At 65.4% G+C, this 25,002-nt stretch carries 28 protein-coding genes and 2 tRNA genes; 17 read left to right on the forward strand and 13 right to left on the reverse strand.

Annotation, left to right across the window (positions count from 1 at the left end; all coding sequences use genetic code 11):
* Window positions 1-5: 5 nt before the first annotated feature.
* Genes CSQ99_RS23460 through CSQ99_RS31060 form a run of 7 tightly spaced genes read left to right on the forward strand, consistent with a single transcriptional unit; the run spans window position 6 to window position 6,068 of the window.
* A complete protein-coding gene (locus CSQ99_RS23460) occupies window positions 6-803 on the forward strand; it encodes an ABC transporter ATP-binding protein (protein ID WP_099041405.1) in 798 nt (265 codons plus the stop codon).
* A complete protein-coding gene (locus CSQ99_RS23465) occupies window positions 800-1,585 on the forward strand; it encodes an ABC transporter permease (protein ID WP_099041406.1) in 786 nt (261 codons plus the stop codon). The genes CSQ99_RS23460 and CSQ99_RS23465 overlap by 4 nt, the downstream gene beginning before the upstream one ends.
* A complete protein-coding gene (locus CSQ99_RS23470) occupies window positions 1,582-2,754 on the forward strand; it encodes a CaiB/BaiF CoA transferase family protein (RefSeq protein ID WP_099041407.1) in 1,173 nt (390 codons plus the stop codon). The genes CSQ99_RS23465 and CSQ99_RS23470 overlap by 4 nt, the downstream gene beginning before the upstream one ends.
* Window positions 2,751-3,746 carry an amidohydrolase family protein gene (locus CSQ99_RS23475; RefSeq protein WP_176561179.1) on the forward strand — a complete coding sequence of 332 codons (996 nt, stop codon included), beginning with the start codon at window positions 2,751-2,753 and terminating at the stop codon, window positions 3,744-3,746. The genes CSQ99_RS23470 and CSQ99_RS23475 overlap by 4 nt, the downstream gene beginning before the upstream one ends.
* On the forward strand, window positions 3,743-4,693 hold the full coding sequence (locus CSQ99_RS23480) for a cyclase family protein (protein ID WP_099041409.1): 951 nt from the start codon (window positions 3,743-3,745) through the stop codon (window positions 4,691-4,693). Before CSQ99_RS23475 ends, CSQ99_RS23480 begins: the two co-directional genes overlap by 4 nt.
* Entirely contained in the window at window positions 4,693-5,733 is a 1,041-nt protein-coding gene (locus tag CSQ99_RS23485; protein WP_176561180.1) for an amidohydrolase family protein, read from the forward strand. The genes CSQ99_RS23480 and CSQ99_RS23485 overlap by 1 nt, the downstream gene beginning before the upstream one ends.
* Window positions 5,730-6,068 (forward strand): cupin domain-containing protein, encoded by a 339-nt coding sequence (locus tag CSQ99_RS31060; RefSeq protein ID WP_176561181.1) that lies wholly within the window; start codon window positions 5,730-5,732, stop codon window positions 6,066-6,068. The genes CSQ99_RS23485 and CSQ99_RS31060 overlap by 4 nt, the downstream gene beginning before the upstream one ends.
* Window positions 6,069-6,122: 54 nt before the next feature.
* Here the strand turns inward: CSQ99_RS31060 and clpX are convergent, their stop codons facing one another.
* From clpX to CSQ99_RS23515, 6 genes are all read right to left on the reverse strand, one after another.
* Window positions 6,123-7,403: an ATP-dependent Clp protease ATP-binding subunit ClpX gene (gene clpX, locus CSQ99_RS23495; protein ID WP_099041412.1), complete on the reverse strand. Its 1,281-nt coding sequence runs from the start codon at window positions 7,401-7,403 to the stop codon at window positions 6,123-6,125.
* A 310-nt stretch (window positions 7,404-7,713) separates the two neighbouring features.
* Window positions 7,714-8,019, reverse strand: coding sequence for a hypothetical protein (locus CSQ99_RS30800; protein WP_176561185.1), 306 nt, complete (start codon window positions 8,017-8,019; stop codon window positions 7,714-7,716).
* 146 nt (window positions 8,020-8,165) lie between these two features.
* Window positions 8,166-8,849 (reverse strand): ATP-dependent Clp protease proteolytic subunit, encoded by a 684-nt coding sequence (locus CSQ99_RS23500; RefSeq protein ID WP_099041413.1) that lies wholly within the window; start codon window positions 8,847-8,849, stop codon window positions 8,166-8,168.
* Window positions 8,846-9,448, reverse strand: a complete 603-nt coding sequence (locus CSQ99_RS23505) for an ATP-dependent Clp protease proteolytic subunit (RefSeq protein WP_176561186.1) — start codon at window positions 9,446-9,448, stop codon at window positions 8,846-8,848. Before CSQ99_RS23505 ends, CSQ99_RS23500 begins: the two co-directional genes overlap by 4 nt.
* A 107-nt stretch (window positions 9,449-9,555) precedes the next feature.
* Window positions 9,556-10,980 (reverse strand): trigger factor, encoded by a 1,425-nt coding sequence (gene tig, locus CSQ99_RS23510; RefSeq protein WP_099041415.1) that lies wholly within the window; start codon window positions 10,978-10,980, stop codon window positions 9,556-9,558.
* 50 nt (window positions 10,981-11,030) lie between these two features.
* A tRNA-Pro gene (locus tag CSQ99_RS23515) sits at window positions 11,031-11,104 on the reverse strand.
* 119 nt (window positions 11,105-11,223) lie between these two features.
* Here CSQ99_RS23515 and CSQ99_RS23520 point away from each other — a divergent pair.
* A tRNA-Gly gene (locus CSQ99_RS23520) sits at window positions 11,224-11,294 on the forward strand.
* 144 nt (window positions 11,295-11,438) lie between these two features.
* Here the strand turns inward: CSQ99_RS23520 and CSQ99_RS23525 are convergent.
* Window positions 11,439-11,789: a hypothetical protein gene (locus tag CSQ99_RS23525; protein ID WP_099041436.1), complete on the reverse strand. Its 351-nt coding sequence runs from the start codon at window positions 11,787-11,789 to the stop codon at window positions 11,439-11,441.
* A gap of 259 nt (window positions 11,790-12,048) precedes the next feature.
* On the opposite strand from CSQ99_RS23525, the gene CSQ99_RS23530 reads away from it, so the two are divergent.
* The 3 genes from CSQ99_RS23530 to CSQ99_RS23540 all read left to right on the forward strand — a co-directional run bounded on the left by CSQ99_RS23530 (window position 12,049) and on the right by CSQ99_RS23540 (window position 14,737).
* Window positions 12,049-12,615: an AMIN-like domain-containing (lipo)protein gene (locus CSQ99_RS23530; protein ID WP_141562722.1), complete on the forward strand. Its 567-nt coding sequence runs from the start codon at window positions 12,049-12,051 to the stop codon at window positions 12,613-12,615.
* Between the two features lie 119 nt (window positions 12,616-12,734).
* Complete coding sequence (locus CSQ99_RS23535) at window positions 12,735-13,868, forward strand: hypothetical protein (protein ID WP_099041437.1); 1,134 nt, start codon at window positions 12,735-12,737, stop codon at window positions 13,866-13,868.
* A 74-nt stretch (window positions 13,869-13,942) separates the two neighbouring features.
* Window positions 13,943-14,737, forward strand: coding sequence for a hypothetical protein (locus CSQ99_RS23540; protein WP_099041417.1), 795 nt, complete (start codon window positions 13,943-13,945; stop codon window positions 14,735-14,737).
* A gap of 42 nt (window positions 14,738-14,779) precedes the next feature.
* Here the strand turns inward: CSQ99_RS23540 and CSQ99_RS23545 are convergent, their stop codons facing one another.
* From CSQ99_RS23545 to CSQ99_RS23555, 3 genes are all read right to left on the reverse strand, one after another.
* Window positions 14,780-15,574 (reverse strand): Fpg/Nei family DNA glycosylase, encoded by a 795-nt coding sequence (locus CSQ99_RS23545; protein WP_099041418.1) that lies wholly within the window; start codon window positions 15,572-15,574, stop codon window positions 14,780-14,782.
* A gap of 3 nt (window positions 15,575-15,577) precedes the next feature.
* Window positions 15,578-16,057 (reverse strand): ribose-5-phosphate isomerase, encoded by a 480-nt coding sequence (locus CSQ99_RS23550; RefSeq protein WP_218014611.1) that lies wholly within the window; start codon window positions 16,055-16,057, stop codon window positions 15,578-15,580.
* Window positions 16,058-16,131: 74 nt separating this feature from the next.
* Complete coding sequence (locus CSQ99_RS23555; RefSeq protein ID WP_099041420.1) at window positions 16,132-16,743, reverse strand: mycothiol-dependent nitroreductase Rv2466c family protein; 612 nt, start codon at window positions 16,741-16,743, stop codon at window positions 16,132-16,134.
* 198 nt (window positions 16,744-16,941) lie between these two features.
* Between CSQ99_RS23555 and CSQ99_RS23560 the strand changes: the two genes are divergently transcribed.
* From CSQ99_RS23560 to CSQ99_RS23570, 3 genes are all read left to right on the forward strand, one after another.
* Window positions 16,942-17,328 carry a DUF732 domain-containing protein gene (locus CSQ99_RS23560; RefSeq protein ID WP_099041421.1) on the forward strand — a complete coding sequence of 129 codons (387 nt, stop codon included), beginning with the start codon at window positions 16,942-16,944 and terminating at the stop codon, window positions 17,326-17,328.
* 40 nt (window positions 17,329-17,368) lie between these two features.
* Window positions 17,369-19,954 (forward strand): aminopeptidase N, encoded by a 2,586-nt coding sequence (pepN, locus tag CSQ99_RS23565; RefSeq protein ID WP_099041422.1) that lies wholly within the window; start codon window positions 17,369-17,371, stop codon window positions 19,952-19,954.
* Between the two features lie 91 nt (window positions 19,955-20,045).
* Entirely contained in the window at window positions 20,046-20,405 is a 360-nt protein-coding gene (locus tag CSQ99_RS23570) for an HNH endonuclease (RefSeq protein ID WP_099041438.1), read from the forward strand.
* Here CSQ99_RS23570 and CSQ99_RS23575 read toward each other — a convergent pair.
* From CSQ99_RS23575 to CSQ99_RS23585, 3 genes are read right to left on the reverse strand one after another with little or no spacing between them, the layout of a single operon-like run.
* Window positions 20,394-20,870, reverse strand: a complete 477-nt coding sequence (locus CSQ99_RS23575; RefSeq protein WP_099041423.1) for a DUF5130 domain-containing protein — start codon at window positions 20,868-20,870, stop codon at window positions 20,394-20,396. The genes CSQ99_RS23570 and CSQ99_RS23575 overlap by 12 nt on opposite strands.
* A complete protein-coding gene (gene ctaJ / locus CSQ99_RS23580; RefSeq protein WP_099041424.1) occupies window positions 20,857-21,099 on the reverse strand; it encodes an aa3-type cytochrome oxidase subunit CtaJ in 243 nt (80 codons plus the stop codon). The genes CSQ99_RS23575 and ctaJ overlap by 14 nt, the downstream gene beginning before the upstream one ends.
* 23 nt (window positions 21,100-21,122) lie before the next feature.
* The gene (locus tag CSQ99_RS23585) at window positions 21,123-21,791 is read right to left on the reverse strand and encodes an HNH endonuclease (RefSeq protein ID WP_099041425.1); all 669 of its coding nucleotides are present in this window, start codon (window positions 21,789-21,791) and stop codon (window positions 21,123-21,125) included.
* Window positions 21,792-21,930: 139 nt separating this feature from the next.
* On the opposite strand from CSQ99_RS23585, the gene CSQ99_RS23590 reads away from it, so the two are divergent.
* The 3 genes from CSQ99_RS23590 (at window position 21,931) to CSQ99_RS23600 (ending at window position 24,965) form a co-directional block, all read left to right on the forward strand.
* Entirely contained in the window at window positions 21,931-22,326 is a 396-nt protein-coding gene (locus tag CSQ99_RS23590; RefSeq protein ID WP_099041426.1) for a globin, read from the forward strand.
* Window positions 22,327-22,401: 75 nt separating this feature from the next.
* On the forward strand, window positions 22,402-23,976 hold the full coding sequence (locus tag CSQ99_RS23595; RefSeq protein WP_099041427.1) for a glycoside hydrolase family 13 protein: 1,575 nt from the start codon (window positions 22,402-22,404) through the stop codon (window positions 23,974-23,976).
* Between the two features lie 125 nt (window positions 23,977-24,101).
* Complete coding sequence (locus CSQ99_RS23600) at window positions 24,102-24,965, forward strand: hypothetical protein (RefSeq protein WP_099041428.1); 864 nt, start codon at window positions 24,102-24,104, stop codon at window positions 24,963-24,965.
* Window positions 24,966-25,002 lie beyond the last annotated feature (37 nt).

Below are 25,002 nucleotides of genomic sequence, written 5' to 3' on the forward strand. Positions count from 1 at the left end.
AACTGATGCTCACGTTCGACAACGTCTCTGTCACCTTCACCAAGCGCGATGGCGAACCATTCACCGCGCTCGAGAACGTCTCGTTCGAGGTTCCCGACGGTGAGTTCGTTGCGCTGATCGGTCCCAGCGGATGCGGAAAGACCACCCTGCTCAAGATCATCGCCGGCCTTCAGAAGGCCACGTCCGGCATCATCGCGGTCGATGGTTCGAAGATCACCGGGCCGGGCCCGGACCGGGCCCTGGTGTTCCAGAACTTCGTCCTGCTGCCGTGGTACGACATCATCACCAACGTCGCATTCGGACTCGAGGCGCGCGGTGTCGGCAAGACTGAACGGCTGCAGCGAGCCAGCGCCGAGTTGGCCCGCGTCGGCCTGACGGGGTTCGAAAACCATCTGCCGCACGAACTCTCGGGTGGTATGCAGCAACGCGTCGGCATCGCGAGGGCGCTGGCGGTGGAACCGCAGACGATCCTGATGGACGAGCCATTCGGCGCCCTCGACGCGCTGACCCGCCGGGTGATGCAGCGCGACCTCGCAGCGATCTGGTCCGAGGAGAGCAACGACCGCACCGCCGTGTTCGTGACGCACAGCATGGAGGAGGCGGTGTTCCTGTCCGATCGGATCGTGTTGATGAACACCCGGCCTGGACGCGTCGAAGAGGTCATCGAGGTTCCGTTCAGCCGGCCACGCAGCGATGAGGTCACCCGGTCGCAGGAGTACCGCGACTTCGTGGACTACCTGTCCTCGCGCCTGGAGAACATGCAGCGCAGCGACATGGAGACCACCACCGGGGCTTCCGCATGACCGCAGCCGTGGCATCGGCGGTGACTCGAAAACGAAGCGCCGCTCAACTTTTCGATAAGGCTCTGCCGCTGATCAGCGTCGTGATCTTCGCCGGGCTCTGGGAAATTGTCGGCCGGCTCGAGCTGTCCCCCGCCGTGCCGTCGCTGACCAGCGTGGTGGCCGCCATGACGGATGTGTTCGGCGACCACCGGTTCCAGGATGCCGCCGCCAACACCGGCATCACCGTGCTCGTCACCTTCTTCCCCGTCATCATCCTGGGCGTGCTGATCGGCGCCGCGATGGGCAGCAACCGCTGGGCCGAATGGGCCGGAACGCCGTATCTCAGCCTGGCACTGTCGATTCCGCTGGTCAGCCTCATCCCGGTGTTCATGCTCATCTTCGGCCTCGGTCGCGGGACGATCATCGCAGTGATCGTGGCGTACTCACTTCCGGCGGTCATCGTCAACACCCAGGCCGGAATCGAGAGCGTCGACAAAGACCAGCTCGACATGTCGCGGTCCTTCGGGGCGTCGCGACTGCTCGCGTTCCGACGCGTCGTGCTGCCGTCCGCGTCGGCGCTGATACTCGCCGGTGTCCGCGTCGCCGCGGGCCGGTCGATCAAGGGTGCCATCATCGCCGAGCAGGTGATCGGCCTGATTGGACTCGGCGGGTTGATCCAGCGCTACGGCGGGGCCTTCGCGGTCGAGGATCTCTACGCGGTCATCCTGTTCATCGGCGTCGTCGGCATCCTGGTCGTCCGGTTGATCGGCTTCGTCGAGCATCGATTCGCGGCGGCGCGATGACCGACTCCCGCCCGCCGCTCGAAGGGCTCGTGGTCGTCGACCTGACGCGTGTCCTCGCTGGCCCGCTGTGCACGATGATCATGTCCGACTTCGGCGCCGAGGTCATCAAGGTCGAGCGCCCAGGTGTCGGTGACGACACCCGTGAGTGGGATCCACCCGCGATTGCCGGCGACGCCACGTATTTCATGAGCGTCAACCGCGATAAGAAGTCGATCACCATCGATCTGTCGACGCCTGCGGGACGCGATGTCGCCACCAATTTGATGGCGCGCGCCGACGTCGTCGTCGAGAACTTCCGCAGTGGCGTGATGGACCGGCTCGGCCTCGGGTATGACGAGATCGCCGCGCTCAACCCCAAGGTGGTCTACTGCTCGATCCCGGCCTTCGCCGGCTCGCCGTCGCCGAAGCCGGGCTACGACCTGCTGATGCAGGCGCTGTCGGGGCTGATGTCGCTGACCGGAACCGAGGGGCCCACCAAATCCGGTGTGGCGCTGCTGGATGTGATCACCGGCCTGTACGCCACCACCGGTATCCTCGCCGCACTTGAGGCTCGGCACCGCACCGGTGTCGGCCAACGGGTGACAGTGGGTCTGTATGAGGCATCGCTCGCCGCGTTGGTGAACCAGAGCGCGGCTTACCTGTTGGCTGGGCAGGTCGCGGGGATCGCGGGAAACGCCCACCCGAGCATCGTGCCGTATCAGGCGTTCGAGGCCCGCGATCGGGCGTTCGTGCTCGCTGCGGGCAACGACAAGCTGTTCCGGGAGACCGTCGACGTGCTCGGCTACCCCGAACTGGCCGACGATCCGCGCTTCGTGACCAACAATGTGCGGGTCGAGAATCGGGACGAGTTGGTGGGCCTTCTGGCAGAGCGGTTCACGACGCGCGATGCCGCGCACTGGGTGCGGGAGTTCGACGCCCGAGGCGTGCCCGCGTCACTGGTGCGGTCGCTCGACGAGGTCTTCGCCGCGCCTGAGTCGCAACACGCGCTGGCCGATATCGCCGACCCCCGCCGCGGCCCCCTTCGCTATGTCCGAACTCCGGTGGAGTTGTCCCGCACAGCTTTACGGCAACCGGCGAGTCCTCCCCCACAGTTGGGCGAGCACAGCGACGAAATCCTGGCCGGCCTCGAGGCCTTCGCCACCGACCACGAACGAGGAGACCGATCTTGACAGACCGCGTGGTGGACCTTCACACGCACTTCTACACCGACGGATATCTGAAGGCGGTCGAGGCCGCGCCGAGCACCGACGTCTACCGTCGCGGCGACGGCAGGTTCGTGTGCCGTTGGCAGGGCGGGGTGGCGCTGACGGTCCCGCAGCCGCACCCTGGCGTGCCGCAGCGCCTGGAGATGATGGACGAGCTCGGCATCACGATGCAGGTGCTTTCGGTGCCCTCGCCCAACGCGTACTTTCTGCCCGCCGAGCAGGGACGGGCGTTGGCGGACAACGTCAACGAGGAGTTCGCCGATATCGCGCGGCAGCATCCCGATCGCTTCGACTGGCTGGCGATGGTGCCGATGCAGGATGTCCCGACGGCGATCGCCGCGGCGGAGCACGCCGTCGATCAGCTTGGCGCCAAGGGACTTCACCTGCTGACCAACGTCAACGGTGTCTACCTCGACGATCCGTCGTTCGAGCCGTTCTGGGCCTACGCCGACGCACGCGCGCTGCTGGTCTACCTTCATCCGACCGTGCCAGAGTCGACGAAATCGCTTGAGCCGCACGCGTTGGCGATCGCGATGGGGTTCTTCGCCGACACCAACCTGTCGGTGGCCCGGCTGGCCTACAGCGGCGTCTTCGCGCGTTATCCGTCGATCCGCTGGGTCATCTCACATCTGGGTGGCACGCTGCCGTTCATGCTGCCGCGTCTCGACAGCTACTGGCGACAGTTCCCCGAGGCCAACGAGCGGTGCCCCGAGGCGCCCACGTCGTACATCAAATCGCTGGTCTTCGACACGGCCTCGGCCCACCGCCCGGCGCTCACCTGCGCGTACGAGGTGTTCGGCCAGGAGCGACTTGTCTACGGCAGCGACCACCCGCATGTGCCCGGCGGCAGCGGACCCTATCTCGAGGCGCTCGAGGTGCTGCCGCTGACCGACGAGCAACGCGCGGAGGTCCTGTACCGCCGGGCAGACACTCTGCTTGCAGGCGGACGGGTATGAGCGAACCGGTCATCGTCGCGCGCAACGTCGTCAAGGGCGAGGTCTCGGTGTCGCCCTTCGGCGCCGACGACCAGATCGGCATGCTGAACCTGCTGACGTCCGACTCCACTCGTGATGTGCTGGCCCGGGCGGATGGCGGCCACGTCATCGATCTGTCGGTGGACGTGTTCGTCGGCATGCCGACGTGGACGGCAGGCGGCGAGCCCCCGTTCCAGATGTGGATGGAACACACGCCCCGCGGCACCGCGGTCGACGACCCGATCGGCGTCGGCAGGGCACACAACGAACACGTCAGCTGGTCGGCAGACTCGATGTCGATGTTCATCCACACCGGCACCCACATCGACACCCTCAACCATTACGGCTATGACGGCCGGATCTGGAACGGGTTCAGTGCCGACGAGCATCTCGGCACCAAGCACTGGAATATCGCTGGCGCAGATGCCTTCCCGCCGATCATCGCCCGCGGTGTCCTGATCGATGTGGCCGCATTGCACGGTGTCGAGGTACTTCCCGACAGCTACGCGATCGGGCGGGCCGACGTAGAGTCCGCGCTGGAACGGCAGGGCGTCGAGTTACAGGTCGGCGACGTCGTCTGCGTACGCACCGGCCGGGGCAGCGTCTGGCCCGACGCCGCACGCTATCTGCCGCGCGAGCCCGGGCTGAACCTCGAGGGCGCGAGCTACATCGCGGAGGCGGGGTCGATCGCGATCGGCGCAGACAACATCGCGTTGGAAGCCCTGCCCTCGGCCGACCCCGACAACTGGCTGCCGGTGCACACCTATCTGCTCGCCGAGTGCGGGGTACCCATCATCGAGGTGCTCGAACTCGAAGAGTTGTCCCGCCAGAAACTGTACGAATTCGCCTTCGTGGGTGCATGTATGAAGATCCGCGGCGCCACCGGTGGCCCGATGCGTCCCCTCGCTATGCCGTTCAAGGAGAGCTGATGCCACGAGTCACAGATGTACATGCGCACTACATCCCGGTCGATTCGGTCGATCTGATGGCCACCGGCCGAGTACCGGTGGCCCTGCACGAGGACGACGGCGTGCCCGGCTGTATCGGGCTGAACGGCATGCGGGTCGGCACCACGATCGGCGCGCTCAGCGATGTGGAGCAGATGCTGACCGCCATGGACGCGGCGGGCGTCGACGTCCGCGTGATTTCGCCGCCCCCGTTCACCTACCGTTACTGGGCCGATCCCGCCGAGACGCTGACGCTGCACCGCAGAATCAACGAGGCGACGGCCGACGTGGTGGCCCGGTACCCCAACCGCTTTGTGGGCCTCGCGTCCGTGCCGTTGCAGGCGCCGAACCTCGCGGTGCCCGAACTGCACAGGGCGCTGGACGAACTCGGCCTCGCCGGCCTTACCGTGGGAACCAACGTCGCGGGCGGCAACCTCGCCGACGACGGCCCCTCGACAGTCCTCGCCGCGCTGGCCGAACACGACGCTCCGCTGCTCGTGCATCCCGACTTCGTGCCCACGGAGCGCATCGCCCAGCACTATCTGGTCAACCTGCTCGGCATGCCTCACGAGTCCGCGATAGCGCTCGCGAACCTGCTGCTGTCGGGCCGGCTCGACGAATTGTCCTCTCTGCGACTGTGCTTCGTACACGGCGGCGGGACGCTGCCCTACCTGCTCGGCCGCCTGGACAAGGGGTGGGCGGTGCGTCCGGAGACCCGATCGGCCACCGGCGTGCCGCCGTCGGAAGGGCTCGACCGGGTCTGGTTCGACTCGCTGACCCACTCGCCGCTGGCGCTGCGCTACCTGATCGATCTCGTCGGCCGCGATCACGTCGTGGTCGGTTCCGACAGCCCCTTCGATGTCGAGGAGGCGCAACCGCTGCAGCGGCTACGGCAGTGTCCCGGTCTGACCGGAGACGAGGAGACGGCTATCGTGCACGCCTCGGCGGTGGCGTGGTTGCACGGCCCGAATGCCGACCCGTACACCACCTCCACCACGACAGCGAGGAGTACCGTCCCGTGAAGATCGTCCGCTTTGACGATTCACCGACGTTCGAGCCCAAGGGCCACGCGGGCGTCCTCAACCATGCCCTGGTCAGCACCGAGTGGCACGACACCCCCGAGGTCGGCGTGTGGTGGGGTCGCTTCGACGACGGCGGCGCGTCGAACCTGCACATCCACGTCGGCGCCACGCAGGTCTATGTGGTCTTGGCTGGGACGTTCGTCGTGGACGACGGCGAGACGGAACACCGGCTGAACGCACGGGACACCGCGATCATCGGCCCCGATGAACCGCACCGTATTCGCGCCGAAGGAGACGCCGAGGTGATGGTCGTGACGACGCCGGGTCTTCGCTGACGCATCCCCAGTTACATCGGAGATGCACTCAGGGTCAGTGACTCGGGCTGAGAACTAGGCGCTCTTCTCGCGACGCTCGTTGCGTGGGGGCTTACGCGGAACGATCGTCGGCAGCACGTTGTCTTCGACGGTCTCCTTGGTGACGACCACCTTGGCGACGTCGTCGCGGCTGGGGATGTCGTACATCACCGGCAGCAGGACCTCTTCCATGATGGCGCGCAGGCCACGAGCGCCCGTGCCGCGGTGGATCGCCTGATCGGCGATGGACTCGAGCGCGGCCTCGTCGAACTCCAACTCGACGCCGTCCATCTCGAACAACCGCGTGTACTGCTTGACCAGAGCGTTCTTCGGCTCCGACAGGATCGTGACGAGCGATTCCTTGTCGAGGTTCGTCACCGAGGCGACGACCGGCAACCGGCCGATGAACTCCGGGATCAGGCCGAACTTGATCAGATCCTCGGGCATGACCTCGGCGAAGTGGTCCTGGGTATCGATCTCGGCCTTGGAGTGCACCTCGGCGCCGAAACCGAGACCGCGCTTGCCGACGCGGTCGGAGACGATCTTCTCCAGACCTGCGAACGCACCAGCCACGATGAACAGCACGTTGGTGGTGTCGATCTGGATGAACTCCTGATGCGGATGCTTGCGGCCGCCCTGCGGAGGCACGGAAGCCTGGGTGCCCTCGAGGATCTTCAGCAGTGCCTGCTGCACACCCTCGCCGGACACGTCGCGGGTGATCGACGGGTTCTCGCTCTTACGGGCGATCTTGTCGACCTCGTCGATGTAGATGATGCCGGTCTCGGCGCGCTTGACGTCATAGTCCGCGGCCTGGATCAGCTTGAGCAGAATGTTCTCGACGTCCTCGCCGACGTAGCCGGCCTCCGTCAGCGCGGTGGCGTCGGCGATGGCGAACGGCACGTTCAGCATCTTCGCCAGCGTCTGCGCGAGGTAGGTCTTGCCGCAGCCGGTGGGGCCGAGCATCAGGATGTTGGACTTGGACAGCTCAACCGGCTCGGCGCGCGAATCCCGCATTTTCTCGCCGGCCTGGATGCGCTTGTAGTGGTTGTAGACGGCGACGGCCAACGTGCGCTTCGCGGTGTCCTGACCGATGACATATCCCTCGAGAAACTCGCGAATCTCCGCCGGCTTTGGCAGCTCGTCGAGTTTTACGTCGTCGGCGTCGGCGAGTTCCTCTTCGATGATCTCGTTGCAAAGATCTATGCATTCATCGCAGATATATACGCCAGGGCCCGCAATGAGCTTCTTGACCTGCTTTTGACTCTTTCCGCAGAACGAGCACTTCAGCAGGTCACCGCCGTCTCCAATGCGCGCCATGTGGTGAGGTCCTACTTTCCTTGTTCGCAAACGGTATTGAATCGGTTCGCTACGAGATCCCACTGGGTGTTAGACCCGACGCTACCCGCTTGTTCCAGCGCGAGGCGACCGATAAAGCCGAATCGCGTGTTTGGTATTCATTTGTGTGGGCAGAACATATCGCCTAAACCACCCCGCAACCCCTCCGAACGCGCTGGCGCGGCCTGGCGTGTCGCCGCCGTTACCTCTTCGGGAGCCGTCCGCAACCAAAGTACCCGTCGCTGAGCAGTTACCTGCAACCGCGCGTTCTGCTTACGGCAGACGACCGAGACTATCGGCGACCCGGTCCGACCGGCCCTGGGCCTACCGGACCTGGACCCACGGGGCCAGGACCCACCGGACCCACTCCGACCGGACCCACCACGCCCCCGACGCCGATTGGTCCGACGGGCCCGACAACCGGGTTGGGGGGGTTCACGTAGACGGTCGGGTCGACAGGCACGCACGTGACCGTGTACACGTCCCAGTACATCCCGTAAGGGCATGGCGGTGGTGGTGGCGGTTGGGCGCTGCTGACCGCGGGTGATCCGAACTGCACCAATACACCGGCCGCCGCCGAACCGATCAGCGCCAGCATCGCCGCGCGAAGTCGTAGCCCCACGATCGTGCCCCTCCCCTGCTGCCGTGCCCGTCTGCACGGTGTCGACAGCTTGCCACGCGGGATGGACCCCGACGCGCGGTTCGGCGGCATTACCCACCGGGGACGTACGGCAACCGCTTAGCTCAGGAGGTCTGCGCGGAGAGCTTGCGGTACTCAAGGACGGTGTCGATCACGCCGTACTCCTTGGCCTCCGCGGCCGTCAGGATCTTGTCGCGGTCGGTGTCCTTGCGGATCTGCGCAGCGTCCTTGCCGGTGTGGTGGGCCAGGGTGGTCTCCATCAACGTGCGCATCCGCTCGATCTCCTTGGCCTGGATCTCCAGATCGGAGAATTGGCCCTGGATGACGCCGGACAGCGCGGGTTGGTGGATCAGGATCCGGGCGTTGGGCAGCGCGAGGCGCTTACCGGGGCTTCCCGCGGCGAGCAGCACAGCGGCCGCCGATGCGGCCTGGCCGAGGCAGACGGTCTGGATGTCAGCCCGCACGTACTGCATGGTGTCGTAGATCGCCATCAGCGACGTGAACGAGCCACCCGGCGAGTTGATGTACATGGTGATGTCGCGGTCGGGATCAAGCGACTCGAGCACCAGCAGCTGGGCCATGATGTCGTTCGCCGACGCGTCGTCGACCTGCACGCCGAGGAAGATGATGCGCTCCTCGAACAGCTTGTTGTACGGGTTGGACTCCTTGACGCCGAAGCTCGAATGCTCGATGAACGACGGCAGGATGTAGCGGGCCTGGGGCTGGATCACGGCACCGCCGTGGGGCTGGAGGCGGGGGTCAGCCTGGAGATGGGTGCGGTCGGTCATTTGTCTAGTCCTGCGGTCGGGCCGGTGCCATTGATATTGGCGCTGGTGATGATGTGGTCGACGAAGCCGTATTCGAGCGCCTCCGGGGCGGTGAACCACCGGTCGCGGTCGGAGTCCGCCTCGATCCGCTCGAGGGTCTGCCCGGTGAACTCGGCGTTCAACCGGAACATCTCCTTCTTGATGACCGCGAACTGCTCGGCCTGGATCGCGATGTCCGCAGCGCCACCGGTGATACCGCCGAGTGGCTGGTGCATCAGGATCCGGGCGTGCGGGAGCGCGTAGCGCTTGCCCTTGGTGCCCGCTGCGAGCAGGAACTCACCCATCGATGCGGCCATGCCCATCGCGTAGGTGGCGACATCGCACGGTGCGAGGACCATGGTGTCGTAGATCGCCATGCCCGCGCTGATCGATCCGCCGGGCGAGTTGATGTAGAGGTGGATGTCCTTGGTGGGATCTTCGGCGGACAACAGCAGAATCTGCGCGCACAGCCTGTTGGCGATGTCGTCGTCGACCTGTGATCCCAGGAAGATGATGCGCTCGGACAGCAACCGCTCGTAGACAGAGTCGACGAGGTTGAGACCGGGCGATGCACCACGCATGTCAGTCACGACTGAATACCTGCTTTCTTTCAAGTCCTACCACTCACCGACACTAACCAACCTGCAGCAGCGTGCACTCCCTAGACAGGCCGCGTTCGCTCACAGCGTCACTTGGTGTCGGCAGTTTCCTCGTCTTGTGTGTCGGCTGGAGCTTCTTCTGCGACTTCTTCTTCGGCTGGAGTTTCGGGTGCTTCCGGTACGTCGGCATCGCCACCCCGGGAGAAGAACTCCGAGGTGTCCACCACCTCACCGTTCGAATCGGTGACGGTGGCACCCTCCACGATGTGCGCGACGGCGAGCCCGCGGCGCACGTCGGCGAACAGCGCCGCCAACTGGTTGTTCTCCTGCAGAGCGGCCAGTAGCTGTTGCGGCTCCATACCGTACTGCTGCGACATCAACATCAGCCGCTGGGTGATGTCCTGCTGACCGACCTGGACGTCGAGCTTGTCGGCGATCGCGTCCACCAGGAGCTGGGTGCTGACCGCCTTTTCCGCGTTGGTGCGGTTCTCGGTGTCGAACTGCTCGCGGCTGCTGCCCTGGGCTTCGAGTGCCTCGGCGAACCGAGCCTCGTCGTGGTCAAGCCCGTGGATCGCATTGTGCAGCGCCTCGTCCACCTGCCCCTGCACGACGTTCTCGGGGAGCGGCACGTCGACCTGCTCGAGCAGCGTCTCGAGCACCTTGTCGCGGATCAGTTCGGCCTGCTGGACGCGCTTGCGCGTACTCAGCTGCTCGGTAAGGCTGTTCTTGAGCTCGTCGATGGTGTCGAATTCGCTTGCAAGTTGGGCGAATTCGTCGTCGGGCTCAGGCAGCTCGCGCTCCTTGACCGACTTGACCGTGACGGTCACCTGGGCGTCCTCACCGGCATGCGTTCCGGCGGCGAGCTTGGTGGTGAAGACGCGGGTCTCCCCCTCCTTGAGCCCGATGATCGCCTCGTCAAGGCCTTCGATCAGCTGGCCGGAGCCGATCTCGTGGGACAAACCCTCGGTCTTGGCCTCCGGCAGATCCTCGCCGTCGACGGTCGCCGACAGGTCGATGGAGACGAAGTCGCCGTCTTCGGCGGCGCGGTCCACACCGGTCAGCGTGCCGAAGCGCGCGCGCAGGTTCTGCAGCTCGGTGTCGACCTCTTCGTCGGTCACTTCGATGGCGTCGACGGTGAGCTCCAGTGCGTCGAGGTCCGGGAGTTCGAGCTCGGGACGGATGTCGACCTCGGCGGTGAACTCCAGGTCCTCGCCGTACTCCTTCTTGGTGACCTCGATCTCGGGCTGGCCGATGGGTCGCAGATCGGAGGTCGTCACCGCCTCGCTGTACCGGCCCGGCACGGCATCACTGACGACCTGGTCCAGCATGGCCTCGCGCCCGAAGCGGGCCTCGAGGAGCTTGCGCGGCGCCTTGCCGGGCCGGAAGCCGGGCAGCCGGACCTGGCTGGCCAACTGCTTGAAAGCCTTGTCGAATTCGGGTTCGAGTTCTGTGAAGGGCACCTCCACGTTGATGCGAACCCTGGTCGGGCTCAACTTCTCGACGGTGCTCTTCACTCTCGTGCTCCTCGTAATTCTGGGTGGTTCTGGTCTTCGTGCGGGTGGAGTCGGGGTGACAGGATTTGAACCTGCGGCCTTCCGCTCCCAAAGCGGATGCGCTACCAAGCTGCGCTACACCCCGCGCCGTCGCGGCCGCCCTCAAAACACAGAACGACCACGCGAGATACTACGGCCTGGACGCGCGCCGCCTTTAATTGGATGATTCCGTGGGCGCCGGTACAGTCTGCTGGTGCAACACACGCGGGCGTAGCTCAATGGTAGAGCCCTAGTCTTCCAAACTAGCTACGCGGGTTCGATTCCCGTCGCCCGCTCTCAGGCCCCTGCCCTGATAGGACCCGCCGCTGTGGGTGCTATCGCGGCGGGCTCGGTGGGCCGCGGCCCCGCTCGCCCACACGTCCACACAACACTGCCGCCCCCGGTGAATCCGGAGGCGGCAGCAGAAGACTCAGATCAGATCACCAGTCGCTGATGGGCGGGCCCACCGGGTACTCCCCTTCGTACGCGGACGCGGTGCTCCCGACCACGGCGCGGACGGTATCGCGGACCTCACCCTGCGCGCTGACGACGCCGGCATCGGCGAGGCGAGTCTCGGCGATGCTGCTCGCCACACCGTAGTCATTGATGCGGATGACGGCGTTCTGCGTCTGCGAGGCGGTCACGACGGGGCTGGGGCTGATTTCGTCGACGTCGGCGCTGGCGGTGCCGCTACCGAGACCGATTGTGGCCGCGGCGACGGCGAATGAGCCCAAGCCGACCAGGCCCAGCTTCTTCGAATTGCGAGTGAGAGCCTTGGCACAACCAGCCATCAGCATTCCCCTTTTGTTAGGGAGGACGGTGGTCCTCATGATGGAGTTCAGGGCCTTAAGACTAGCGTTCGGGCGTGATTCCTGCACACTCAATTCAACGTTACCGACTTTGATAATTCCCTGCTCACAGGGGGTTTAAGCAAGTCTCCAGGCGACTTTCAGCAAACTGCCAGCAATGTCGGCATCGCGCCGCCCACTCCTGTCCAGGTCGGCGGTCCGGTATCGGTCCGTTCCATGGACGCAACTACGATTCGGCATTGTGCGCCGCTGTTGTGTCGCCGCCATTGCGGCATTGATGATGCTGCCGGGTTGCGCCGCCCAGTCCTCAGACGTCCAACGGCCGCCGCCATCGGAGGAGTCCAGCGCCGTCGCCACTACTCCGCCATCCGGCGGTGTCTCTACTGCAGAAGTGCGCGAGGTCCGATCCGGTGACACCGCGCATCTGGTTGAGGTGCGACTGGCCGGCAATGACGGGTTCGACAGGGTAGTGCTTGAGTTCGCGGACCGGGTCCCGGGTTACACCGTCGGCTACCAGTCGCTGCCTGCGCGCGCCGACGCGTCAGGGGCGGAGATCCCGCTACCCGGGGCGAGCGCGGTGGTACAGGTCTCACTCCACCCGGCGACCGGTGCCGGATGGGGTGGCGACACACGCACCTACTTCGGCCCGTCAACGATTGCCGCCAGCACCACGCAGGTAACCGAAGTGAAGTCGGCTGGCGATTTCGAGGCGGTGCTGACCTGGGTGGTCGGTCTGCGGGACACAGTTCCGTTCCGAGTCCTCGTACTCGACGGCCCACCTCGCTTGGTCATCGACTTTCAGCAGTGACTCACGGCAGCCCATAATCGGCGACACCCTCAAGCGGGGCTATCGCACGCCGTGACTCATGGTCGAGAATGCATCGAATCGCGGACTTCCCTCGCGACGCGACAGTCCGGAAGGGCGATATGGCAGCGGAGGAACCGGCGGCGGTCCGCACGGCGGTGGTGGTCGTGCACGGGATGGGCGAGAAGCGTCCGATGGAGACATTCGAGGGCTTCGTGAAGTCGGCGCTGCATCCATGCAACGGGAAATGGGACTACTCCGCGCGGCCGACCGTGATCACCGACTACTACGAAGCACGCCGCTTGGCCGCCCCTGAGGCGGACTTCTACGAGTACCACTGGCCCTTCCTGATGACCACAGGCAAGTACGCAGGGGTTGCGCCCACCGCACTGCGGCTCTTCCTGCGTCGGCCTGCCAACGTCCCCGACGCCCTCCTCGGGGTCTGGCGGCTCATGTGGATCTCGGTACTGGCAGCGCTGATGGTCATCCCCGTCCTGTTCGTCGCGGGGTATGCGCTCAATTCGGATGTGCCTGCCTGGATCATCGGGTTGACCATCAGCGCGGTCGTGCTGATCTTCTGGTTCGGCCTCTACCGCATGCTGGCGAGGCTATTGGTCAACAAGAAGACGGCTCCGCTTGTCGACTCGGCGCGTTACCTGGATCCGTCTCCGCCCTCGTATGCCGCACGACGAGCCATCCGCGCGGGCCTGGTCAACCTGCTCGACGACTTGTACGACGACGAGTACACCCGAATCGTCGTGGTCGCCCACGGCGTCGGCGCCTATATCGCCTACGACGCGCTGATGGTGTTGTGGGCCAAAAAGCGGTGGAAAATAACCGATTTCATCACGGTGGGTGCGCCATTGACCCTCGCCGACCTGTTGTTGACTCGGCCGCCGTTGTCCAGCGGACTCAAGACGTCCGACGGTGCGCTGCGGCACGAGATGTTCGAAGGGCTGCTGCGTCGCGGCGTACTGGTGGGATGTCCGCCCGAGAACGACAAGCCCGAATCTCCGTTCAGCGTCACTCAGTGGACGAACCTCTGGTTTCCGATGACTCGCGGCAGCCGACGCGGCGATTGGTTCGGCGGCGAGTTGGCTCCGCTATTCGGGGCCGGCATTCGAGACATCCCGGTGACCGGCAACGAGCCCGAACGGTTGCGGTCGGGCTCAGCGCACAACGAGTACTTCAGCCATCCCGACCGGGATGAGGAGGGCGACAGCGCCTGGCACCTCCGAAGGGCTCTCGCGTTGTAGATCTCCGCTGTGGGCGTAACCGGACGGTGTTCGCGCCCCGATCCTGACCGTTTCCTGTCGGTACGCTGGACGCCATGAACGGCGTACTGCTCGTCCTCGTTGTCCTGGTTGTCGTAGCTCTCGGCGTCGTCGTGTACGGGGCAATGAAGGCCTCCGATCGGCGCAACGCCGCCTCACTGGATGACGCGAAGGCCGACGCGCGTCGTGTGATCGAACGTCTCGGCGGTCAGGTGATCAACCTGACCGGCAGCGACGAGGCTTCCAAGCAAGCTCTCGCCGACGCGTCGGAGCGATACACCGCGGCGGGTTCGCAGATCGAGCAGGCCACCACCGCCAAGCAGGCGCTACTCGCCAAGGAGAGCGCCCTCGAAGGGCTGTATTACACGCGGGCCGCCCGCGTAGCGATGGGCATGGATCCGGGACCGGAATTGGAGACCCTGGCAGGTCAGCGCACGGCGGGCATGGTGACCGAAGACCGGAAGGTCGACTTCGAGGGTCGTGAGATCGAGGCATCCCCCGGTCCTTCGGAGCGCACCCCGAACTACTACCCCGGCGGCCGGGTCGCCGGACGGCCGGTGCCCGCGGGTTGGTACTCGGAGCCGTGGTGGAAGCCGGCACTGGTCGCCGGAGCGTGGGGTGTGGGATCGATGTTCTTGTTCAGCGCACTGTTCTCGGGCATGGCCGGCAGCGGATACGAGCAGGGCTTCGCGCAGGGTTACGACCAAGGCGCGGGCGACGCCGGCGGCGATGGCGGCGGTGATTACGGCGGCGACGGCGGCGGGGGCGACTACGGCGGCGGAGACGGCGGCTGGGGCGGCGGCGATTGGGGCGGCGGCGGCGACTTCGGTGGCGACTTCGGCGGCTTCTGAGCCGCACGGCGTTGACTCGGCGGCCCCGCACGCAGAGTCAATTCACCTCTGGCAGGTCGGGCACCAGAACAGGTTGCGGCCCTCCAGCTCGGCGGTACGGACCTCGGTGCCGCACACCCGACATGGCTCACCCGCGCGCCGATACACGTAGGTGCGCGGACGGTTCGGCCCATACGACGGTAAGCCATGGTCGTCCTCGCGACGGATCGCGATGATCTTGCCCCGGCGAACACCGACCTTCATCAACTCCACGAGATCTGTCCACATCGCGTCGAATTCGGCCTCATCGATGTGGGTACCCGGCCGGTACGGGTCGATGAGGTGTCGGTACAACAGCTCGCTGCGGTACACATTGCCCACCCCGGCGATCACCGACTGGTCCATCAATAGCGCACCGACAGGCCTGCGAGACTTGCGAATTCGGGCCCATGCCGCAGCTCCATCGGCGTCACGCCGCAACGGGTCGGGGCCGAGGCGCGCCACGATGTCGACGATCTCCGGCTCGGAAATCACTTCACATACCGTTGGCCCGCGCAGATCGGTCCCGTACTCGGTGCCGATCATCCGCATCCGTACCTGACCGACGGGCAGCGGCATGGGAAGCGCGACTTCGGTGAAGGTGCCGTACAACCCGAGGTGAATGTGCACCACGCGGCCACCGTCGTAGTGGTGGAACAGATGCTTACCCCAGGCGCTCGCCTTCTTCAGCGTCCGCCCGTTGACAGCCGCCGCCCCGTCACCGAAACGGCCCTGCGGGCTGGACACCATGACCGGCGCGCGGCCGAAGCGGCGCTGATGCAACCGCGCCAACCGGTGCAGGGTGTGGCCTTCGGGCATCCCCTAGCTCGGCGCGCCGGGCACGGGCGGCGCGACGTGCGTGCGCTCGTACTCGGAAAGGATGTCGATACGACGTTGGTGCCGTTCGGCTTTCGACCACGGTGTGGCGATGAATGCATCGACGATGGCGAGCATCTCTTCCTCGGTGTGCATGCGCCCGCCGATACCGATCACCTGCGCGTTGTTGTGTTCACGCGCAAGCTTCGCCGTCTCGACGCTCCACCCCAGCGCACAGCGCACACCGGGCACCTTGTTCGCGGCAATCTGCTCACCGTTGCCGGATCCGCCCAGCACGATGCCGAGGCTGTCCGGGTCGGCGACCGTCTTCGCCGCTGCTGCAATGCAGAACGCGGGGTAGTCGTCCTCAGCGTCGTAGCTGTACGCCCCGCAGTCGACGGGCTCGTGCCCATTGGCTGCGAGGTGCTCGATGATCCGCTGCTTGAACTCGAAGCCCGCATGGTCGGCTCCCAGATAGACGCGCATGGCGGTCATTCTGGCAGAGCGTTGTGACCGGTCATTGCGCAGTCGACCAAGTCAGTCGAATTCGCCGCGAGCGGTCAGTCGAAAGTCGGCGCCTCCGTGCGGCTGCGCTTGAGCTCCCAGAAGTGCGGATACGACGCGAACGTCACCGAGGCGTCCCACAGCTTGCCTGCTTCTTCGCCGCGCGGGATCTGCGACAGCACCGGGCCGAAGAAGGCGACTCCGTTGACGTGAATCGTCGGCGTGCCGACGTCGTCGCCGACAGCGTCCATCCCCTCGTGGTGGCTCTTGCGCAGCGCCTCGTCGTACTTGTCGGTGTTGGCCGCCTCGGCCAGCTCGGCCGGCAACCCGACCTCCTCGAGCGATTCCTTGATGACGACGTCGAAGTCTTTGTTCTCCTGGTTGTGGATGCGTGTGCCCATCGCGGTGTACAGCGGCGCCAGAATCTCGCTGCCCTTCGCCTGCTCGGCGGCGATCGCGACGCGGACCGGCTTCCATGCCTGCTTGAGGCCCTCGCGGTATTGCTCGGGAAGGTCTTCTTTGTTCTCGTTGAGCACCGCCAGGCTCATCACGTGCCACTGCACCTCGATATCGCGCACCTTCTCGACCTCGAGGATCCAACGGGACGTGATCCAGCACCACGGGCACAGCGGGTCGAACCAGAAACCGGCGACAGACTTCTCAGGCATGGGATCCTTTCGGGCGGGTGGAGTCAAACGTCCTTTCAGACAACCTTGTACCCCCCGAGCGTGTTCCCGCTGCCACGTAGTACGAGGTAGCGGCGCACAGGACACGCATAGTGTGCAAAGAGTTACATGACTGTGTTGCCGATGTGACTGTTGTCAATCAGTGTTTCACCTGTGATTAAAGCGAAACGCACGATCGCCATGACAGTGGTCGGCGTCGCGACGGCATTCAGCCTCGCGGCACCGGCATCCGCCGACCCCATCGACACCAACTTCCTCGACGCGTTGAACACCGCAGGCATCGGCTACGGCGATGCGGCAAGCACCGAACAACTCGGTAGGTCGATCTGCCCGATGCTCGTCGAACCGGGTAAGAACGTCGCGAGCATCTACTCGCAGGTCTCCAACAATGGCATCAGCCCGGACATGGCCGCGTTCTTCACGGGCATCGCCATATCGATGTACTGCCCGCAGGCGATGACCTCGATCGGCAATGGCACGATCCTGGACAGCTTGGGTGGGCTCAACGGACTCAACGGGCTCAACGGACTGGGTGCGCTCAACGGGCTCGGGATACCTGGGCTGTAGCGGGCGCGCTCACCGCGGGCCGGGCCACTAAGTTGGACGGGTGGCCCTTCCCAATCTGACCCGCGACCAAGCCGTCGAACGCGCCGCGCTGGTCACCGTCGACAACTATCGCATCGAACTCGACCTGACCGGCGGCGACGGCAAGCCCGGCGAGCACACGTTTCGATCGGTCACGACGGTCGAATTCGCGGCAATCGCCGGCGCCGATACCTACATCGACATCGCCGCCGACCGCGTCCGTAGCGCCGTGCTCAACGGCCGCGACATCGACGTGTCGGGTTACGACGAGTCCACCGGCATTCCGCTGTCGGGATTGGCCGATCGCAACGTCCTCGTCGTCGACGCCGATTGCACCTACTCCAACACCGGCGAAGGGCTGCACCGGTTCGTCGACCCGGTCGACGACGAGGTCTACCTGTACTCACAATTCGAAACCGCCGATGCCAAGCGGATGTTCGCATGCTTCGACCAGCCCGACCTCAAGGCGACCTTCGAGATCACCGTCACGGCGCCGTCGCACTGGGAGGTCATCTCCAACGGCGCCACATCCGGCGTCGAGGACGCGGGGGCAGCCAAGCGGCACACCTTTGTCGTCACGCCGAAGATGAGCACCTACCTGGTGGCGCTGATCGCCGGCCCGTACGCCCGGTGGGACGACTCCTACAGCGACGAACACGGCGACATTGCGCTGGGCCTGTTCTGCCGCAAATCGCTGTCGGAGTTCATGGACGCTGACCGGCTGTTCACCGAGACGAAGCAAGGATTCGGCTTCTACCACAAGAACTTCGGCGTGCCGTACGCCTTCGGTAAGTACGACCAGCTGTTCGTTCCGGAGTTCAACGCGGGTGCGATGGAGAACGCGGGCGCCGTGACGTTCCTGGAGGACTACGTCTTTCGCAGCAAGGTGACGCGCGCGTCCTACGAGCGGCGCGCGGAGACCGTGCTGCACGAGATGGCGCACATGTGGTTCGGCGACCTCGTCACGATGCAGTGGTGGGACGACCTGTGGCTCAACGAGTCCTTCGCCACGTTCGCCTCTGTGCTGTGCCAGGCCGAAGCCACCGAATACACGCAGGCATGGACGACGTTCGCGAACGTCGAGAAGTCCTGGGCGTACCGGCAGGACCAGTTGCCGTCGACCCATCCGGTGGCCGCCGACATCCCGGATCTGCATGCCGTCGAGGTGAACTTCGACGGCATCACCTACGCCAAGGGCGCCAGTGTGCTCAAGCAGCTCGTCGCCTACGTCGGGCTCGAAGAGTTCTTGTCCGGGCTGCGGGATTACTTCCGCGACCACGCTTTCGGGAATGCGACGTTCGGCGATCTGCTCGGCGCGCTGGAGAAGGCCTCCGGTCGCGATCTGTCGGGGTGGGGCAGGCAGTGGCTCAAGACCACCGGACTCAACACGCTGCGCCCCGAATTCGACCTCGATGCCGACGGCCGGTTCACCCGGTTCGCGATCGCCCAGAGCGGGGCACACCCAGGCGCCGGGGAGACCCGGGTGCACCGGCTCGCGGTCGGAATCTACGACGACGACGGCAGCGGCAAGCTGGTGCGCACGCACCGCGAGGAGCTCGACATCGAGGGTGAGGCTACCGAAGTTCCTGCGCTGCAGGGAGTTTCGCGCGGCAAACTCATCCTGGTCAACGACGACGACCTGACGTACTGCTCGCTGCGCCTTGATCCCCAGTCGCTGCAGACGGCGCTCACCCGGATCGCGGACATCGCCGATCCGCTCCCCCGCACCCTGGCGTGGTCGGCGGCCTGGGAGATGACTCGCGACGCCGAACTCAAGGCCCGCGATTTCGTCGCGTTGGTCATCAGCGGTGTGCATGCCGAATCCGAAGTGGGGGTGGCACAGCGTCTGCTGTTGCAGGCGCAGACCGCGCTTGGCTCCTACGCCGACCCCGCGTGGGCGGCCGAGAACGGCTGGCCGGCATTCGGAGATGCGCTGCTGGACCTGGCACGCGAGTCGGCACCGGGCTCAGATCACCAATTGGTGTTCGTCAACGCGTTGTGTGCCTCGGTGCTGTCGGGAAACCACATCGCTGTGCTGTCGACGCTGCTGGACAACGAACCCGCGGCGGTGAACATGCCCGGTCTGGTGATCGACACCGACCTGCGCTGGCGCATCGTCACCGCACTGGCGACTGCGGGCGTCATCGACGCGGATGGTCCAGAGTCACCGTTCATCGATGCTGAGGCCGAACGTGACCCGACTGCGGCAGGTGGGCGCCACGCCGCGCAGGCCGCAGCGGCGCGCCCGCAGTTGGCGGTCAAGCAGGCGGACTGGCAGGAGGTCATCGAGGATGACACCCTGGCCAACGTCACCGCACGGTCGATCATCGTCGGCTTCGTGCGCCCAGGCCAGGACGAGCTGTTGAAGCCGTTCCGGGACAAGTACTTCGGCGCCATCTCCGGTGTCTGGCAACGACGGTCGAGTGAGGTCGCGCAGACCGTCGTCGTCGGGCTGTATCCGTCGTGGGACATCAGCCAGGCGGGCCTGGACGCGGCCGATGAGTTCCTTTCCGACCCGGACGTGCCGCCGTCGCTGCGTCGACTGGTGCTCGAGGGACGCGCCGGGGTGGAGCGTGCCCTGCGCGCAAGGGAATTCGACGCTAGCTGACTTCCTGTTCTCCCCGCGAGTGTGCGTGTTTGCGGGCGACACGCCGCATCCCTGCCGGAGTTTGCGCACGTTCGCGCGGCACACTTTTCCGATGGCGGTCAATCGGAGTCGACGGGCACGCGCTGCCCGCAAGCGGAAACGGCGGATGGACGCCGTCGAGCATGACCTGACTGCCGAGCAGTGGGCGGCACTCAAAAACGCCTGGGACGGCTGCGCCTACTGCGGCGCGACCGACGGTGCGCTGCAGCGCGACTGCGTCATGGCGATCTCGCGAGGCGGGCGGTACACCGTCGACAACGTCGTGCCCGCATGCGCGAAGTGCAACACCAGCAAATGCAACGACGAGGTCACCGGATGGATGCGGCGCAAACGTCTCGACGAACGCAAGTTCCTACAGCGCTACGTCGAAATTCGTGCGGCGCTGCTACAGCTGGAGGCGTCAGCGGGGTGAGACACCCTCACTCATGACCTGCACGGCCTTGATCAGGCCTGGGATGAGTTTGCCGTCGGAGAACAACTCGGCGCCCGCCGCCACACCCTTGGGTGCGGACTCTTCGATACCGCGGCCACTGACGTCGCTGCCGTAGACCACCTCGATCGCGCGCTGGTTCGGCGACACCGCCAGCAGGACCGCATTGTCGGGGGTTGGCACCTTCGCCAGAATCTGGCGGGCGGTCGCCGCGGTGTCGTCACCGAGGTCGCCGATGAACACCGCGAAGCGGGCCTTGGCCGCACGCGAGCCGTATTTCATCGCGTCATCGAGGAAGACGAGTTCATTGACCGGGAACGGATAGTGCAGCGACAACTCACCGGGTTCGGTGACCCCGGAGATCCGGCCGCTGTTCGTGACGACCCAGCCGCGCGGCAGTTCTGCCAGTTCAGTAGATGTGGTCGTTGCGACTTCACCACTTGCCACTTGCGCCGCCTCCTACCGTGACGGGGTGGCCATGGCCGCCATGACCGTGATCGGCGGGCTCGTCGGCCGCCCAAAGGATCGGCTCGCCCGTCCACTTCTCGGACAACTTGTACGTCTCCGGGTGCGGGTTCCTGCGCTTGGGGCCGACGACGTAGATCAAGAACATCAACACCAACAGCACGGCCAGCGGAACCCCTCCGAGGAGGGAATGAGTAAGTGCAGTGCTCACGCGCAAACCGTATCAGCTACGGGTCAGGCTGCGCCCTCACCCAGATACCGCACCCACGCCGGGTCGAGTTCTTTCACGCTCGACAGCAGTCGCCAATGCTGCCCCTTCGGCGGCACCGGCACCGAGCGCAGCGCCCAGCCCAATTCCGCGAGCAAACGGTCGGCCTTGCGGTGGTTGCACGTCGAGCACGCCGCCACACAGTTCTCCCACGAATGGTCGCCGCCGCGACTGCGTGGCACGACGTGGTCGACCGTGTCGGCCTTGCCTCCGCAGTAGGCGCAGCGAAACCGGTCACGGTGCATCAGCGCTGCCCTGGTCATCGGGATGCGCGCACGGTAAGGCACCCGGACGAATGCCCGCAGCCGAATCACCGACGGCACCACGATCGAGCGGGTCGCGGAGTGGATGACCGGACCGCCAGGGTCGTCGTGGACCACGTCAGCTTTTCCGCACATCAGCATGATGACCGCCCGCCGCATGGGCAGAGCGGTCAACGGTTCGTACGTGGAGTTCAGCAGGAGCACCCGCCGCCGGCCCCACAGCGAGCCTTCGTTCGTACTGGGAGGATGGGTTTCGACGCTGTGCAGGACACGCGACTGCGCGTGCGGTACCGCGGGCCCGGATAAGCCCGCTGCGGCATCGTGAAGCCGCTGGCCAGCCCTTCTGGACGGGCCTTTCTTGCGATGCGCCATACGTCCTCCGACCGACAGTTCACCACGGATTCCTGTCAAACGCACGACAATTCTGACCGTGTTCGCTGGTCAGTCCCGTGAACATCGGGTGACGCCACCGGTCGGGCGGCCCGCTGTGGCGACAGGACACAATGGTGGGGTGACACAGCCCCAGCGGTCGTTCTACGACGAAGTCGGTGGCCATGACACGTTCCACGCCATCGTGTCGCGGTTTTATCAATTGGTGCGCGAGGACGAGATCCTGCTTCCGCTGTATCCCGAGGGCGACCTCGACGCCGCCGAGGTGCGGTTGCGGATGTTCCTCGAGCAGTACTGGGGCGGGCCGAGGACCTACTCCGACCAGCGTGGTCATCCCCGGTTGCGCATGCGGCACGCACCGTTTGTGATCGGCTACATCGAGCGCGACGCGTGGCTGCGCTGTATGCACACCGCCGTCGCGGAAATCGACTCCCAGACCCTTGACGACGAGCACCGCGCCGAACTGTTGGCCTACCTGGAAATGGCTGCGCAGTCGATGGTCAACTCACCCTTCTGACGAGCAGGCCACGCTGCGGTGAACGCGCCGTTTCCTCGACTGTCGTGAAGGGACGCTGCCAGTACATTGGCGGCGATGAGTGAAAACACACCCCCCTGGTGGTCGCACGCGCTCTTTTATCAGGTCTATCCACGGTCGTTCTTCGACAACAACGGCGACGGTCTCGGCGACCTCGACGGTGTGACCGTCAAGCTCGACTACCTCAAGGCGCTCGGCGTCGACGCGATCTGGCTCAACCCGGTCATGGTGTCGCCGATGGCCGACAACGGCTACGACGTGGCGGATCCCCGCGATGTCGACCCGATGTTCGGTGGCATCGATGCGCTGGACCGGCTGACGGAGGCCGCTCACGACGCAGGCATCAAGGTGACGATGGACTTGGTGCCCAACCACACCAGTTCGGCACATCCCTGGTTTCAGGCCGCCCTGGCCGCCGGCCCCGGCAGCGATCAGCGTGAGCGCTACATCTTCCGCGACGGCACCGGCCCCGGCGGCGTGCATCCACCGAACAACTGGGTGTCGATATTCGGCGGGCCCGCGTGGACGCGCGTCGTCGAGCCCGACGGCAATCCCGGGCAGTGGTATCTGCACATCTTCGACGCCGAACAGCCGGATCTGAATTGGGACAACCCCGAGGTCTTCGAGGATCTCGAGAAGACGCTGCGGTTCTGGCTGGAACGCGGCATCGACGGGTTCCGCATCGACGTTGCACACGGCATGGCCAAGCCTCCAGGGCTACCGGATATGAAGGTCATCGAGGCCGAGGTGTTGCTGGCCGATATGGACGACGACCCGCGCTTCAACAACGACGGCGTGCACGACATTCATCGCCAGATTCGCACCGTGTTCAACGACTATCAGCACGCCGTCGCGATCGGCGAGGTGTGGGTATACGACAACGATCAGTTCGCCGCCTACGTGCGACCCGACGAGTTGCATCTCGCCTTCAACTTCCGGCTGCTGCGAGCCGATTTCGATGCCGCCGACATCCGCGGTGCGATCGAGAACTCAATGACCGCGGCGCACATCGCGGATGCGACACCGAGCTGGACGCTGGCCAATCACGACGTCGACCGTGAGCCGACTCGCTACGGCGGCGGAGCCATCGGACTGAATCGCGCAAGGGCGATGACGTTGGCGATGCTCGCACTGCCCGGCGCGGTCTTCATCTACAACGGTGAAGAGCTGGGCCTGCCGAACGTCGATCTGCCGGACGAAGCGCTGCGCGATCCGGTGTGGGAGCGCTCGGGGCACACCCGGCGTGGACGTGACGCCAGCCGGGTTCCCGTGCCGTGGGAGGGCGAGGCGCCGCCGTTCGGCTTCTCGGCCAATCCCGACACCTGGCTACCGCTGCCCGCCGACTGGGCGGCGTTGACGGTGGAGAAGCAGCTCGGCGATCCGGCTTCGACCCTCGAGTTCTACCGGCTGGCGATCGAATTGCGTCGTGACCGAAGCGAATTCGACGGCGCGACCATCGAATGGCTCGACTCCCCCGCCCACACGCTGGCTTTCCGGCGAAGCGGCGGATTGGTGTGCGTGCTCAATGCGGGTGCTGACGCGATAGCGCTGCCCGACGGCGAAGTACTCCTGTCCAGCGCCGAACTGGTCGATGGCGAGCTGCCGCCGGACGCCGCCGCCTGGCTGGTCTAGTCCTTGCGCGAGCGTGCGGCCTCAATTGTGCGCCTAGGGCTGTGGTTTCACACTTATCCACAGCCCTGTACGCAATAACGGCGATCCGAGCCGTAATTGTCGGCATCGAGCGCAAGCATCACGGCATGCGCGAGGTGTTCATCGGCAGTGAGTCCCTGGCTAGCGGTGAGCTGACCCGCGGCAGGCTGAGGTGGAACTATCGCGCGATGTTCCCCGACGTGTATGCAGAGAAAGGGCTCGCACCATCGCTTCACCTCAACACAGTCGGGGCGTGGGTATGGTCGCGCGGCGCGGCCGTGATCACGGGCCGGGCCGCCGCTGCGCTCCACGGCGCACTCTGGATCGCCGCGGACGCACCCGTCGAGATGATCGGACCCATGCCTCGCGCACCGAAAGGCATTGTCGTGCGACGAGAACGGATCGAAGCCGACGAAGTCGTCGAACGGGACGGACTTCTCGTGACAACACCTCAGCGGACGGCCTTCGACCTCGCCAGGCACTTGCCTCGCGATGCGGCGGTCATACACCTGGATGCGCTCGCACGGGCCACTGATGTGAAAGCCGCAGATGTCTTGCTGTTGGCCGAGCGATATCCGAGGGCTCGTGGACTGCCTCGTTCGAGCATCGCTCTCGACTTGATGGACGGTGGCGGACACTCACCCAGGGAAACCTGGTTGCGCCTGCAGCTGATCGACGCCGGATTCCCCAGACCACGAACGCAGATTCGGGTCACCGACGGCTTCCGCCAGGCATTCATCGATATGGGCTACGACGAGCCCATGGTCGGACTCGACTACGACGGCCGCCAACACCTCACCGACCGCAAGCAATACGTGCATGACATCGGGCGTGCTGACCTCATCGACCGCCAAGGCTGGATCGACATCCACGTGGTCGCCGAGCACAGCAGGCGATACATCGTCCACCGTGTCGCGGAGGCATTCGCCCGTCGCGGCTATCGCCCAAGATTGCGCAGAGGGTCGCGGTAAGGCCTGAAATCACAGCCCTACACGCACTCTCGCGACT

Source organism: Mycobacterium neglectum, assembly GCF_002591975.1.
Classification (GTDB): domain Bacteria; phylum Actinomycetota; class Actinomycetes; order Mycobacteriales; family Mycobacteriaceae; genus Mycobacterium; species Mycobacterium neglectum.

What these genes read in the sequence shown, in the direction of transcription:
- CSQ99_RS23460 (WP_099041405.1), top strand. Translation starts at nt 6, where the DNA reads ATGCTCACGTTCGACAACGTCTCTGTCACCTTCACCAAGCGCGATGGC.
- CSQ99_RS23465 (WP_099041406.1), top strand. Translation starts at nt 800, where the DNA reads ATGACCGCAGCCGTGGCATCGGCGGTGACTCGAAAACGAAGCGCCGCT.
- CSQ99_RS23470 (WP_099041407.1), top strand. Translation starts at nt 1,582, where the DNA reads ATGACCGACTCCCGCCCGCCGCTCGAAGGGCTCGTGGTCGTCGACCTG.
- CSQ99_RS23480 (WP_099041409.1), top strand. Translation starts at nt 3,743, where the DNA reads ATGAGCGAACCGGTCATCGTCGCGCGCAACGTCGTCAAGGGCGAGGTC.
- CSQ99_RS23485 (WP_176561180.1), top strand. Translation starts at nt 4,693, where the DNA reads ATGCCACGAGTCACAGATGTACATGCGCACTACATCCCGGTCGATTCG.
- clpX (WP_099041412.1), bottom strand. Translation starts at nt 7,403, where the DNA reads ATGGCGCGCATTGGAGACGGCGGTGACCTGCTGAAGTGCTCGTTCTGC.
- CSQ99_RS30800 (WP_176561185.1), bottom strand. Translation starts at nt 8,019, where the DNA reads ATGCTGGCGCTGATCGGTTCGGCGGCGGCCGGTGTATTGGTGCAGTTC.
- CSQ99_RS23500 (WP_099041413.1), bottom strand. Translation starts at nt 8,849, where the DNA reads ATGACCGACCGCACCCATCTCCAGGCTGACCCCCGCCTCCAGCCCCAC.
- CSQ99_RS23505 (WP_176561186.1), bottom strand. Translation starts at nt 9,448, where the DNA reads ATGCGTGGTGCATCGCCCGGTCTCAACCTCGTCGACTCTGTCTACGAG.
- CSQ99_RS23525 (WP_099041436.1), bottom strand. Translation starts at nt 11,789, where the DNA reads ATGGCTGGTTGTGCCAAGGCTCTCACTCGCAATTCGAAGAAGCTGGGC.
- CSQ99_RS23535 (WP_099041437.1), top strand. Translation starts at nt 12,735, where the DNA reads ATGGCAGCGGAGGAACCGGCGGCGGTCCGCACGGCGGTGGTGGTCGTG.
- CSQ99_RS23540 (WP_099041417.1), top strand. Translation starts at nt 13,943, where the DNA reads ATGAACGGCGTACTGCTCGTCCTCGTTGTCCTGGTTGTCGTAGCTCTC.
- CSQ99_RS23545 (WP_099041418.1), bottom strand. Translation starts at nt 15,574, where the DNA reads ATGCCCGAAGGCCACACCCTGCACCGGTTGGCGCGGTTGCATCAGCGC.
- CSQ99_RS23550 (WP_218014611.1), bottom strand. Translation starts at nt 16,057, where the DNA reads ATGCGCGTCTATCTGGGAGCCGACCATGCGGGCTTCGAGTTCAAGCAG.
- CSQ99_RS23555 (WP_099041420.1), bottom strand. Translation starts at nt 16,743, where the DNA reads ATGCCTGAGAAGTCTGTCGCCGGTTTCTGGTTCGACCCGCTGTGCCCG.
- CSQ99_RS23560 (WP_099041421.1), top strand. Translation starts at nt 16,942, where the DNA reads ATGACAGTGGTCGGCGTCGCGACGGCATTCAGCCTCGCGGCACCGGCA.
- CSQ99_RS23570 (WP_099041438.1), top strand. Translation starts at nt 20,046, where the DNA reads ATGGCGGTCAATCGGAGTCGACGGGCACGCGCTGCCCGCAAGCGGAAA.
- CSQ99_RS23585 (WP_099041425.1), bottom strand. Translation starts at nt 21,791, where the DNA reads ATGGCGCATCGCAAGAAAGGCCCGTCCAGAAGGGCTGGCCAGCGGCTT.
- CSQ99_RS23595 (WP_099041427.1), top strand. Translation starts at nt 22,402, where the DNA reads ATGAGTGAAAACACACCCCCCTGGTGGTCGCACGCGCTCTTTTATCAG.
- CSQ99_RS23600 (WP_099041428.1), top strand. Translation starts at nt 24,102, where the DNA reads ATGCGCGAGGTGTTCATCGGCAGTGAGTCCCTGGCTAGCGGTGAGCTG.